Origin of the sequence: Acinetobacter sp. TAC-1, from assembly GCF_029025845.1 — a bacterium.
GTDB lineage: Bacteria > Pseudomonadota > Gammaproteobacteria > Pseudomonadales > Moraxellaceae > Acinetobacter > Acinetobacter guillouiae.
Genome location: NZ_CP118892.1, coordinates 4,759,054 through 4,770,596, shown reverse-complemented (window position 1 = coordinate 4,770,596; position 11,543 = coordinate 4,759,054). Strand labels below are relative to the sequence as shown.

Sequence of the window (11,543 nt, the reverse complement as noted above, 5' to 3'; positions counted from 1 at the left end):
GTGAAACCCCTTCATTCAATTTTAAATTCAAAAAAGACTATTTACCCCTACCCTGTAGGTGAAGGGGTCGCCATTCTAACCAAGTTATCCACATCTGTCATGGTTAATTCAATCTAATTCGCTCAAAAAAGCAACCTTCTGTAAATAAATTCAAATTCAAAGCAGTTGTGGATAAGGTTTTCCACAAGCTGTGGATAAATTATCACAGAAAGTTATCCACAATCCATCAAATTAATAGAAACATGGATACTCACAGGGTAAGTTATTATTATTTATCTTAAAAAAGCGGTTTTCCACAGAAAAAATGCTCCCTAATAATAATAAATATAAATTTTAAATTTGAATTTATTTATAAGGATCAGGATTTCTGTGGATAAAGCTTAAGTTATGAATTTAAATTCAAAACAACACGATTTTTAAATTTAAAATTGAGAAATTAAATTTAAATTGTGAATCAGCCTATGGATAACTTTGAGGATATATCTGTGTGTAACTCTTATTTGCATTATAAAAGAATAAGTTATGCTGTGAATATATATTTTTAATAATTTATTCAATTTAATCTATATAAAGTTGTTGTCTGGGTAAAAATAAAGCGTCTATATAAAAGAAATGTGTATATTTATTGACAGAATAAAGAATGCACAATACAATCGCGAACCTTTAGAAAAGATCAATTTTGGAGTTTCGATATGAAACGTACATTCCAACCATCTGAATTAAAGCGCAAGCGTGTTCATGGTTTCCGTGCTCGTATGGCTACTAAGGCTGGTCGTCAAGTATTAGCTCGCCGTCGTGCAAAAGGCCGTCATAGTTTAACTGTTTAATTTTTTAGACAGTTGATAGACGACTTGGGTGTTATGTCTCTTTATAGTTTCAGTCCAGAGGTGAGAATCCACTGCGCTGCTGATTACAAAGATGTATTTGATGGTGCGCTTTTTAAAGTGCATCAACCCCATTTTATATTCTTAGCAAAAGTCACCGAACAGCCTAAAAGCCGTTTGGGTATTGTTGTTGCAAAGAAGAAAGTGCGCCGTGCGCATGAAAGAAATCGAATAAAACGTTTAACGCGTGAAAGTTTTCGCTTAAACCAGCAAAATATAGATTTATTGGATATTGTGGTGATGCCTAAAGTTGGTATAGAAGCAGTTCCAAATGCTGAGCTTTTTCAGCAATTACAATTTGCTTGGTTGAAATTGCAGCGCATTGTTAAAAAGCACCATAAAATAGCTCAATCTTCCCCTCAAAAATAGAGGATACCAATGATTCGTTTATTGCATTGGTTGATTCGTTTCTATCAAATTGCGATTAGTCCTCTCATTGGACCTCGTTGTCGTTATATTCCGACTTGTTCTCAATATTCGTTAGAAGCGATCCATACGCACGGCGCATTAAAAGGTAGCTGGTTAGCGACCAAACGCGTGTGTCGTTGTCATCCTTGGGGTGGGTATGGTTATGATCCTGTGCCAAAAAAAACAATTCGTTTTATTTCATTTCAGCAAATAGATTCTCAAACGCTTCATGTTCCTGTACCCTTGCGTGAACGTTTATTGAACCAAAATCACTCTAACCACTTGGGGTAATAGATATGCAACAATGGGCCAGGTTTGCAATCCTTGGGGCCATGTTAGTCACCGCATATTTGCTCATTTTGGCTTGGCAAAAAGACTATGGTCATGACAATACATCGAAGGCTGCGACACCGCAGGCTGTTGTAGCGCATGATGTGTCTGCCGATCTGCCAAAAGGTCAAGCAACTGCGGCCACTAGCGATGTTCCACAAGCAAATATAGCTGCTGCACAACAGAATACAGCTGCACCAGCCACAGCAAATCAACAATTGATTTCAGTACAAACTGACCTTTATCATCTTTGGATTAGTCCTAAAGGTGGTGATATTGTTCGTATTGAATTACTGAATCATGACAAGAGCAAAGACAGTGATCAGCCTTTTGTTATGCTTGAAAGTGATGCAAAACGTACCTATGTTGCGCAATCTGGGTTAATTGGATTGAATGGTCCGGACAGTAAGCCAGATCGACCAAACTATGCGTTTGAAAAAACTGCTTATACTATTGCAGATGCCAAAGCAGCCAAAGACAAAGATGGCAAGACATCGCAAGTTTTAGCTGTACCAATGGTATTTAAAACAGCAGATGGCGTTGAAATCATCAAAACATTTACCTTTAAACAAGGTCAATATCCAATCGATGTAAGCTATCAGGTTGTCAACCGTAGTGCGCAAAATTGGCAAGGACAAATGTTTGGTCAAATTAAGCGTGATAACTCAGATGACCCAGGAAAAACCTCTCAAGGGATTTTTACACTTGGAACATATTTGGGTGGCGCTTGGGGTACACCTGATGAGCATTATAACAAGCTAAAATTTGCAAACTTTACTGATGAAAAACTCAACACTGAAGCAAAAGGCGGATGGGTTGCGATTGTTCAGCATTATTTTGTAAGTGCTTGGATGCCTGGTCATTTTGGCGGTCAAGAATACACAGCAAAATTGGAATCTCGTAAATCTGCAGATGGTATGAATATCATTGGGTTTACTTCTCCAACCATCAATGTTCCAGCTGGAAAAGCAATGAGCATTGATGCAACGTTCTACTCAGGTCCAAAAATTCAATCTGAATTAAAAGACTTGGCTGTTGGTTTAAACCAAACTGTAGACTATGGTTGGTTATGGCCAATTGCAAAATTATTATTTGCTGGTTTACAGTTCTTCCATAATCTTGTGGGTAACTGGGGCTGGTCAATTATCTTATTGACTGTATTGGTTAAGCTTATTCTTTGGCCATTGTCGTCTAAGAGCTATCGTTCTATGGCGAAAATGCGTGTGATTGCACCTGAAATGCAACGCATGAAAGAAGAGTTTGGTGAAGACCGCATGCGTTTCTCACAAGAAATGATGGCGCTTTACAAACGTGAGCAAGTCAATCCACTTGCGGGTTGTTTACCATTGCTGTTGCAAATGCCAATCTTCTTAGCATTGTATTGGGTATTGATGGAATCTGTAGAGCTTCGTCATGCACCATGGATGCTTTGGATTCAAGATTTATCTGCAATGGATCCTTGGTTTATTTTGCCGTTGATCATGGGTGTAACGATGTTTGTTCAACAAATGTTGAACCCACAACCTACTGATCCAATGCAAGCTAAAGTCTTCAAAATCATGCCGATCATGTTTACAGTATTTATGCTGTTCTTCCCTTCTGGCTTGGTTTTATACTGGATTGTGAACAACTCGATCACGATTCTGCAACAATGGTTTATCAACAAAAATGTTGCTAAAGCCAAAGTCGCAAGCGAAGTGGTTTAATCTTCATAGATTAAGCAATAGCTGAAAAAATCCGCTTAAGATGGTAATCTTAGGCGGATTTTTTTATTGTCAAAGTTTGAGTAATTTAGATGAGCAACCCTGTAAGCCAAACCACAATTGCAGCAATTGCGACTCCACCTGGACGTGGTGGTGTAGGTGTGATTCGTCTATCTGGTCCTAAGGCTTATGCGATTGCACAAGCTTTAACTCAAAAAGCGCTTCCCCAAGCGCGCTTTGCTGGTTTTCGTCAGTTTTTTGATGAAAAAGGTGAAGTGATGGATGAGGGGCTAGCAATTTGCTTTCCAAATCCAAACTCGTTTACTGGTGAAGATGTGGTGGAATTGCAGGGACATGGTGGTCCTGTAATTCAAAATGCACTTCTTGCACGATTGTTCGAGCTGGGTGCTATTGCCGCCAAAGCAGGCGAGTTTTCCATGCGAGCCTTTGAAAATGGCAAAATGGACTTGGTTCAAGCTGAAGCGATTGCAGATTTAATTGATGCGACTTCACAAGCCGCTGCGCGTTCTGCAGTACGTTCTTTGCAAGGTGCATTTTCCAATAAAGTGAATACCGTATTGGAAAAACTGATTCATTTACGTTTGCATGTTGAAGCGGCGATTGATTTTCCTGAAGAGGAAATCGACTTTTTGGCAGATGGAAAAATTCTTCATCTACTTGAAGATGTGCAGGCTTCAGTCTCTGCTGTGCAACACTCTGCGCGTCAGGGGCAGTTATTACGTGAAGGTCTGCAAGTGGTGATTGCAGGTAAGCCCAATGCGGGTAAATCTTCGTTATTGAATGCCTTGGCGGGAAATGACCGTGCCATTGTTACGGATATCGCAGGAACGACGCGTGATGTACTGCATGAGAAAATTACTTTAAATGGCTTACCCATCACACTCACCGATACTGCGGGCTTACGTGAGACAGGTGATGTGGTCGAAAAAGAAGGCATTCGCCGAGCAATCAAAGAAATTGAGCAAGCGGATTTATTACTTTTGGTTTATGACCTCAGCCAAGGTGAAAATCCTTTAGCACTTGCTCAGCGCTATTTTGAAGATCATTTAGAAACTAAACGCTTGATGTTGATTGGTAACAAATGTGATTTAACTGCGCAATCACCTGAATTAAGTGATTTTCAAGGTTTTCGCCATATTAGCGTGTCAGCCAAACAGGAAATGGGTGTACAAGCGCTTATAGATGCGATTACAGCGCATGCTGGCTTCCATCCTGAAGAAGATACCTTTATTGCACGTACACGCCATTTAGACGCAATGAAGCGCACTCAGCACTATCTTGCAGAAGCACATGAGCAACTTGAGGTCTATCATGCGGGTGAACTGGTCGCTGAATCGTTACGTTTAGCACAGAATGCCTTAGCTGAGATCACAGGCGATTTTAGTGCAGATGATCTGTTAGGGGTAATTTTTGGCTCGTTCTGTATTGGAAAATAATCCTTTACTCTAACAGCTTAAAAGCGGACATTAGTCCGCTTTTTTTGATGAAAAGTTGTGCTTTTGTAAGCTGAATTTACATCAATCTTAGAATTGTTTACTGTAAGATCAATTACATATTCAACAAAGGCTTCTTTTCATGAAAAAAACTCCTTTATTGCTTGCGATTGCTGTTTTAGTGATGACATCAAATGTTTGGGCGGGTAAAGATGATCATGTGATTATTCAAGAAGCTGCCAAAAACAAGATCACCATTGGACAAGCAATACGTGCCAATGATGAAACAGCTGTCACCTTGACGGGGACAATTGTTCGTCAAATAAAACATGAACATTATGAGCTAAAAGACAGCACGGGCACCATTGGGATCGAAGTGGATGACGATCTTATCGATTTAAAAAAGTTAAAACCGGGTACCAAAGTTAAAGTTGTGGGGGAAGTCGATACCCATCGTTATAAACCCACAGATATAGAAGTGGTTAAAATTGAGATTATTCAATAATTGCTTTTAACCAACATCTAGGCGCACAGCGCCTAGATGTTTGATCAAGCTTTAATTTTTAAATGACTGATCAATAAATAAATACATAAGATACCAATTCCTGCACAAAAGCCTAAAACACCAACCATTAAACCGAAATGATCAGATAAAAAGCCTGCGCTAATGATCGGCACAATGGTGCCAAAATAGGCAATAAACAAATAAGTGGAAACCACAGCTGCCCGATTTTCAACATTGGTCATGTGGTGAATCAATGCAAAAGCACTCAGTAACGTTAAACCATGCCCCATTCCAACCAAAACCACACTCAAAAAGAATAAGAAACTCCAATGCATGGTCATACAGATCGATAAAATAATATAGCTGGAAATCAATAAGACTAAGCCAGTATTCAATGCTTTATGCATATCAAAAGACTTTGCGATAAATTGGACGATCGCAGAAATCATTAAGATACTGGCAATGGTTGCACCACTGACCAATGGTCCATGCCAAGGAATCACATCTCGAATAAAGGAGGGTGCCAATGAGGCAAATAAACTAAATGAGCCAAAAGCACAGAATGCGGTAAAACTGGCGATATAAAACAGTTTTTTAAATTGAGCTTCTGGCAGTTGTAAGTGGGGTGCAATAGAAAATGGCTGCCTTTCAAACCTCATGGTTTTAATCGTAAATAAACTCAGCAAACTGATGATTGCTGCAACAATTACGGGTAAATAAGGTGTGACAAGTGGGCGATCAGAAAATTGTGCAATTGCACCACCAATAAACGGGCCCAGTCCAAAGCCAATCACGGTAATAATTGAACTTAACTGTGCTGCATTCTGTTTATGTGAGTCAGGAATGGTATAAATCAAACCTAACATTGCGGAGGTGCTGATTAATCCAGAGGCAATACCAATGATAAAGCGGCCAAATCCAAGCAAATAGGTGGTTGATGCAAACACCGACAGTGTTAGGCCAATTACAGCAAACAATAGCCCGATTTGTAAGGTACGAATAAAACCAAAACTATTACTGCTACGTCCTAAAAATAATAATGTGGTTAAGCAACCAAACATATAGGCCACGAAAATATAGGTGATCTGGCTTGGGAGCAATTGCCAAAGTTGTTGATAAATTGGATATAAGGGGCTAGCAAGCGCCGTACCAATCGTACCAATACATAAGGCTAGGCTGATCATTAAAAATGAACGCCATGATTGTTGATTCATAAATATAGGACTTCAAATGCAAATGTTTTGCAGATAAAAATGCCAAACCTGTTCAATACAAAGTTCGGCATGGAAGGAATTGAGTATGGAAAGATTAAAACTTAATCAGTAAAGGGTCAATGGAAACTTGAACATTCAAGCATAGATGACTGTGAATTGAGTTATGAATAGCGTTTGAGCAGCTTTAAAAATTCTTGTAATTCAGCTTCATCCACGGCTTGAGCGTCTTTAATCACATGCTCAGTTAAATGCTGCTCAATCAATTCATTCATTAAGCCATTCACGGCACCTTTAATTGCCGCAACTTGCTGTAAAACGCTGATACATGAGCTGCTTTGATCATTCAAAGCTTCTTCAATCGCATGAATTTGTCCTTTTAGTCGTTTCACACGATTGAGGACTTTTTTATCTTGATGTAAATGACTCATAAATTAATCCGCTATTTTATATACTCCCTTATAGTATATTTTAAATTGAAATTATATACTCATGGGGAGTATATAGGATCATGCCTCATGCAATTCAAAACCATTCAGCGAAAGCATAGCCATCAATTTGATCAAGGTAATCCTTTAGCACAAAAGAAAATCTTATGGGCGACCATTTTGACTGGATTGATGATGATTTTTGAGATTGCGGGAGGCTGGATTTTTAATTCCATGGCCTTACTCGCAGATGGTTGGCATATGAGTTCGCATATGCTGGCATTAGGTTTGGCTTATGCTGCTTATCGAGCTGCTCGTTATTATGCGCAGGATTCTCGTTTTAGTTTTGGCACATGGAAAATTGAAATTCTTGCTGGCTATAGCAGTGCAATTCTATTGATGGTGGTGGCCTTATTTATGGCCGTCCAGTCGTTAGTGCGTTTATTTCATCCTGTACAGATTCATTATAATGAAGCGATTTTAATTGCTATTTTAGGCTTATTGGTCAATTTGGTTTGTGCATGGTTATTACACGATCATGCTGACCATCACCATCACCATCACCATCATTCACATACGCATAATGACCATCATGGACATGATTTAAATCAAAAAGCTGCGTTTTTACATGTGGTTGCAGATGCACTGACCTCTGTCTTGGCGATTATTGCTCTTTTTGCTGCAAAGTATTTGGGTTGGGATTTTTTAGATGCTGTATTGGGGATTGTTGGGGCCATTTTAGTCGGGCGTTGGTCATATGGTTTAATCAAAGAAACGGCCCAAACATTATTAGATGCGGAAATGGATCATCCTATAGTTGAAGACGTACGTGAAGTGATTGAGTGTCTAAATGTTGAAGCCCAAATAACCGATATTCATGTGTGGAAAGTGGCTAAAGGCAAATTTTCAGTGATTTTGGCGCTTGAATCCAATGATAAAAATTTAAATGCAGATCAGGTACGTCAGGCTTTATCTATTCATCAACAATTGGTGCATATTTCTGTTGAAATCAACAAAATCGCGATGTTTAGTTGGGTTTCACGTGAAACCTGAGCAAGAATAAAGTACAGCTTTTTAACAGTTCAAGGTACTGTGATCGGTAGAGAACAATTGCAAATAGAAATAAGGATCAATCACAGTTTTTAAACAAGTCAGTTGATGAATTATGCTTTAATGCATCTCAATATTTATTTTGATTTTATCGATTTATGTTAAAGCAATTTATCGCATTGAGCTTAAGTCTGGCTTTTTGTACAGCTGGTTTTGCCAGTGTTGAGACTGTGAAAGCAAAATTAGCACAGCAGTATCCCAATGTAAAAATTAATAATCTGCAAACAACAGAAATGCAGGGTTTATATAGTGGGACCTTGGATAGTCAAATTGTTTATGTCAATGAGGATGCCCAGCATTTATTTATTGGTTCAATGATTCGTTTGAAAGATCAGCATAATTTAACCAAAGATTTAGCAGTTAAAGAAAATACGATAGATTTTAAAGCATTACCTTTGAATGATGCGGTAAAAACAGTCAGGGGGAATGGTAAGCGTCAGCTTGCAATCTTTTCTGACCCAAATTGCCCATATTGCAAGACGCTTGAAGGGAATTTAGCCAAGCTCAATGATGTGACAATTTATACATTTATCTATTCCATCAAAGCGCAATCAATTTTGCCATCTAAGCAAGTATGGTGCTCTGCAAATAAAGAATATGCATGGAAAAATTTGATTCAAAATGGGATCAAACCAACTGCACCAGCAAATTGTGCAACGCCAATCGAACGTAATTTGGAATTGGGTAAAAAATTAGGTTTGCATGGAACACCAGCAATTATTTTCTCAAATGGTTATAAGGTGATGGGTGCCTACCCTGCCGAAGAAATTGAGAAAATATGGAAAAATTTTGGATTATAAACAGCACTTAGAATGCTGACAGCGTAAAAAAGCACCCATCGAGGGTGCTTTTTATATTGAGGAGAAAATTTAAGTACGTTTGGCAATCATGTTATAGATAAAGAGTACCACTATTGCACCAATGACTGAGGCAATAAATCCAGCTGATGCACCTTTTGGATATAGGCCGAGTAATTGACCACCATAAGTTGCAACCAATGAACCTACAATACCGAGTGCTGTTGTTACAATGAAGCCAGCTTTGTCATCACCTGGGTGAATTGCACGTGCAATTAAACCAGCAATAAAACCAATCACAATTGCACTAATCAGTGACATCATAATCTTTCTCCTTTTTCTTTATTTTGTCGTGAGTTACTGCATCGAATTAGTTTAATAATCAAATATTCTCTAGTGAAGTAAAAGCGCTTATTTGCTACAAGTTGTTGCATTTTTGTTCACTATGAAAGCTAAAAAAATAAAAAAAGCGACCGAAGTCGCTTAACTCATTTTAGTTAAAATGATGTGGTGAGGTCTCAATTAAAGACCAATTTCCCCGATAAACGGAATATGACGGTATTTTTGATCGTAGTCTAAGCCATAGCCCACAATGAATTTATCTTCAACTTCAAAGCCCAGAAATTTCACATCTAAGTCGATTTCACGGCGAGACGGTTTGCTGACTAAAGTACACAGCTCGATCGAGTTGGGATGACGTGTACTTAAAATTTCCAATACTTTGCTTAAGGTATTGCCAGAGTCAATAATATCTTCCACGACTAAGATATCCTTACCGCGAATTTCGCCGTCTAAATCTTTGAGGATTCTGACATCACGAGAAGATGTTGTATTGCCACCATAGCTTGAAACGGTCATAAAATCGAGTTCGTGAGTCTTGTTGATTGCACGACATAAATCAGCCATAAAAATCACTGAACCACGCAATAAACCAATTAAGACAAGCTCTTTATCGCTATTGGCATAATGCGCATCAATTTTTTTACCAAGTTCCTGAACTTTTGCATGAATTTCTTCAGCAGAAATCATCACTTTCATTTCAATAGTCATGGGAAATACCTAAAAACCTAAACATCAAATTCTAAAATTAAAAAAGGTGTTGACTAGCAACACCCTAAAAGATGACATAATTTTAAAACATATCAGATCAAGATGCATCTTTTTTGACATTTGAAAATGTAAATGCCCTAATTTAAGCCGAAATGATCAATGTGCATCACGTTTTAAAACGAATGCACAAATCACAAAAACTGTACCAATCAAAATCAGTTTTTTCTTTGATTTACGCGGTTTTTGTTTGGTTTTGCTCATAGGCTTTTTGTCCATAAATATAGGTGGCTTGAATATTGCGATCATCCCCCATGGTAAATAAGGCAAATAATGCATCATCTATGTTTTTAGCACGTTCCTGACGCAGTTGTTGTAGCGCCGTTGCTTTTAAATCTAGCACAACAAAATCGGCTTCTTTACCGATATTGAAATTGCCCAATTGCGCATCCAAATGCAGCGCTTTCGCTCCACCAAGCGTTGCATGGTAAAGGGCTTCCATTGCCGAAAGTTTATCACCTTGGAGTTGTTGCACTTTGTAGGCTTCATTGAGGGTTTGTAATTGGCAAAATGCTGTTCCTGCACCAATATCTGTTCCTAAGCCGACTTTCACCTGTTTTTCCCAGGATTTTTTTAATGGGAATAAACCACTTCCCAAAAATAAGTTTGATGTCGGGCAAAATGCAATCGCTGAATCAGTTGCATGCATGCAATCCCACTCATGCTCTTCTAAATGAACACAATGTGCGAAAACAGAACGCTCCCCTGTTAAACCATAGTGGTGATAGACATCCAGATAACCTTTCTGCTCTGGGAATAAGTCTTTGACCCATGCAATTTCATTTTTATTTTCACTAAGATGGGTATGCACATATACCGTTGGATACTCTGCTTTTAACTGCCCTGCTTTTGCCAATTGCTCAGGTGTAGAGGTTGGAGCAAAACGCGGAGTAATGGCATATAGGTTACGACCTTTACCATGCCATTTTTCAATCAGTGCTTTAGAGTCAATATATGCGCTTTCAGCAGTATCTGTGAGTGCTTCAGGTGCATGACGGTCCATCATGACTTTACCAGCGATTAAACGCATCTGATGCTGTTCTGCCGCTTCAAATAAGGCATCGACTGATTGGGGATGTACCGTACAAAAAACCAGTGCTGTCGTGGTGCCATTTTTAAGTAATTCTTGGACAAAAAACTGTGCGATTTTGTCGGCATAGGTTTTATCTGCAAACTGAATTTCTGTTGGAAAAGTATAAGTATTTAACCATTCTAAAAGTTGTTCACCATATGCACCCACCATTTCTGTTTGTGGAAAATGAATATGGGTGTCAATAAAACCAGGCACAATCAGTTGTTCTGGGTAGTGATCAATTTGAATATCATCTGTCAGGTGAGACTGTGCATCTTCCCAAGGGCCAAACCATGTGATTTTGCCTTGCTCTGTGATCAGTAAACCATCTTCGATATAACGAACTTGATCTAATATTTGAGCTGCTTGAGAAACGGTATTTTTAATATCAAGAAAACGCCCACGAACTGCTGTTTTCTGTACAACACAAGACATGTAGAACCTGCAATTTATCCTTTTTTCGATTGATTGTACCTGAAATTTGTATCAGGTGCTGTATGCAGTTTTGCGCGAAAGCATTCTAAAAAATTGAAT

Annotated in this window: 13 protein-coding genes; 8 read left to right on the top strand and 5 right to left on the bottom strand. The window is 38.6% G+C overall.

Annotation, left to right across the window (positions count from 1 at the left end; genetic code table 11):
- The first annotated feature begins 692 nt into the window (after window positions 1-692).
- From rpmH to PYV58_RS22290, 6 genes are all read left to right on the top strand, one after another.
- Window positions 693-827, top strand: a complete 135-nt coding sequence (gene rpmH, locus PYV58_RS22315) for a 50S ribosomal protein L34 (protein ID WP_000831329.1) — start codon at window positions 693-695, stop codon at window positions 825-827.
- A 33-nt stretch (window positions 828-860) separates the two neighbouring features.
- Complete coding sequence (gene rnpA, locus PYV58_RS22310; protein ID WP_004718937.1) at window positions 861-1,253, top strand: ribonuclease P protein component; 393 nt, start codon at window positions 861-863, stop codon at window positions 1,251-1,253.
- 9 nt (window positions 1,254-1,262) lie between these two features.
- Complete coding sequence (gene yidD, locus PYV58_RS22305) at window positions 1,263-1,583, top strand: membrane protein insertion efficiency factor YidD (RefSeq protein ID WP_004718939.1); 321 nt, start codon at window positions 1,263-1,265, stop codon at window positions 1,581-1,583.
- 5 nt (window positions 1,584-1,588) lie between these two features.
- Window positions 1,589-3,328 carry a membrane protein insertase YidC gene (gene yidC, locus PYV58_RS22300; protein ID WP_004718941.1) on the top strand — a complete coding sequence of 580 codons (1,740 nt, stop codon included), beginning with the start codon at window positions 1,589-1,591 and terminating at the stop codon, window positions 3,326-3,328.
- A gap of 89 nt (window positions 3,329-3,417) precedes the next feature.
- Complete coding sequence (gene mnmE, locus PYV58_RS22295; RefSeq protein WP_034613331.1) at window positions 3,418-4,782, top strand: tRNA uridine-5-carboxymethylaminomethyl(34) synthesis GTPase MnmE; 1,365 nt, start codon at window positions 3,418-3,420, stop codon at window positions 4,780-4,782.
- 139 nt (window positions 4,783-4,921) lie between these two features.
- A complete protein-coding gene (locus PYV58_RS22290; protein ID WP_004818181.1) occupies window positions 4,922-5,284 on the top strand; it encodes a NirD/YgiW/YdeI family stress tolerance protein in 363 nt (120 codons plus the stop codon).
- Window positions 5,285-5,328: 44 nt separating this feature from the next.
- On the opposite strand, the gene PYV58_RS22285 is transcribed toward PYV58_RS22290, so the two are convergent.
- Both PYV58_RS22285 and PYV58_RS22280 read right to left on the bottom strand, forming a co-directional pair.
- The gene (locus tag PYV58_RS22285) at window positions 5,329-6,498 is read right to left on the bottom strand and encodes an MFS transporter (RefSeq protein ID WP_034613328.1); all 1,170 of its coding nucleotides are present in this window, start codon (window positions 6,496-6,498) and stop codon (window positions 5,329-5,331) included.
- Between the two features lie 161 nt (window positions 6,499-6,659).
- Entirely contained in the window at window positions 6,660-6,926 is a 267-nt protein-coding gene (locus PYV58_RS22280; protein ID WP_034613324.1) for a metal/formaldehyde-sensitive transcriptional repressor, read from the bottom strand.
- 87 nt (window positions 6,927-7,013) lie between these two features.
- Here PYV58_RS22280 and dmeF point away from each other — a divergent pair, with 87 nt between their 5' ends.
- Entirely contained in the window at window positions 7,014-7,976 is a 963-nt protein-coding gene (gene dmeF / locus PYV58_RS22275) for a CDF family Co(II)/Ni(II) efflux transporter DmeF (protein WP_275059683.1), read from the top strand.
- Window positions 7,977-8,131: 155 nt separating this feature from the next.
- A complete protein-coding gene (locus PYV58_RS22270) occupies window positions 8,132-8,833 on the top strand; it encodes a DsbC family protein (protein ID WP_004718953.1) in 702 nt (233 codons plus the stop codon).
- Window positions 8,834-8,902: 69 nt separating this feature from the next.
- Here PYV58_RS22270 and PYV58_RS22265 read toward each other — a convergent pair whose 3' ends face one another.
- From PYV58_RS22265 to guaD, 3 genes are all read right to left on the bottom strand, one after another.
- Window positions 8,903-9,154: a GlsB/YeaQ/YmgE family stress response membrane protein gene (locus tag PYV58_RS22265; RefSeq protein WP_004718955.1), complete on the bottom strand. Its 252-nt coding sequence runs from the start codon at window positions 9,152-9,154 to the stop codon at window positions 8,903-8,905.
- Window positions 9,155-9,352: 198 nt separating this feature from the next.
- Entirely contained in the window at window positions 9,353-9,880 is a 528-nt protein-coding gene (hpt, locus tag PYV58_RS22260) for a hypoxanthine phosphoribosyltransferase (protein ID WP_034613318.1), read from the bottom strand.
- Between the two features lie 232 nt (window positions 9,881-10,112).
- Entirely contained in the window at window positions 10,113-11,444 is a 1,332-nt protein-coding gene (gene guaD / locus PYV58_RS22255; RefSeq protein WP_034613314.1) for a guanine deaminase, read from the bottom strand.
- Window positions 11,445-11,543: the final 99 nt, after the last annotated feature.

What these genes read in the sequence shown, in the direction of transcription:
- PYV58_RS22285 (WP_034613328.1), bottom strand. Translation starts at nt 6,498, where the DNA reads ATGAATCAACAATCATGGCGTTCATTTTTAATGATCAGCCTAGCCTTA.
- dmeF (WP_275059683.1), top strand. Translation starts at nt 7,014, where the DNA reads ATGCAATTCAAAACCATTCAGCGAAAGCATAGCCATCAATTTGATCAA.
- PYV58_RS22280 (WP_034613324.1), bottom strand. Translation starts at nt 6,926, where the DNA reads ATGAGTCATTTACATCAAGATAAAAAAGTCCTCAATCGTGTGAAACGA.
- PYV58_RS22290 (WP_004818181.1), top strand. Translation starts at nt 4,922, where the DNA reads ATGAAAAAAACTCCTTTATTGCTTGCGATTGCTGTTTTAGTGATGACA.
- yidC (WP_004718941.1), top strand. Translation starts at nt 1,589, where the DNA reads ATGCAACAATGGGCCAGGTTTGCAATCCTTGGGGCCATGTTAGTCACC.
- mnmE (WP_034613331.1), top strand. Translation starts at nt 3,418, where the DNA reads ATGAGCAACCCTGTAAGCCAAACCACAATTGCAGCAATTGCGACTCCA.
- PYV58_RS22265 (WP_004718955.1), bottom strand. Translation starts at nt 9,154, where the DNA reads ATGATGTCACTGATTAGTGCAATTGTGATTGGTTTTATTGCTGGTTTA.
- rnpA (WP_004718937.1), top strand. Translation starts at nt 861, where the DNA reads ATGTCTCTTTATAGTTTCAGTCCAGAGGTGAGAATCCACTGCGCTGCT.
- yidD (WP_004718939.1), top strand. Translation starts at nt 1,263, where the DNA reads ATGATTCGTTTATTGCATTGGTTGATTCGTTTCTATCAAATTGCGATT.
- hpt (WP_034613318.1), bottom strand. Translation starts at nt 9,880, where the DNA reads ATGACTATTGAAATGAAAGTGATGATTTCTGCTGAAGAAATTCATGCA.
- rpmH (WP_000831329.1), top strand. Translation starts at nt 693, where the DNA reads ATGAAACGTACATTCCAACCATCTGAATTAAAGCGCAAGCGTGTTCAT.
- guaD (WP_034613314.1), bottom strand. Translation starts at nt 11,444, where the DNA reads ATGTCTTGTGTTGTACAGAAAACAGCAGTTCGTGGGCGTTTTCTTGAT.
- PYV58_RS22270 (WP_004718953.1), top strand. Translation starts at nt 8,132, where the DNA reads ATGTTAAAGCAATTTATCGCATTGAGCTTAAGTCTGGCTTTTTGTACA.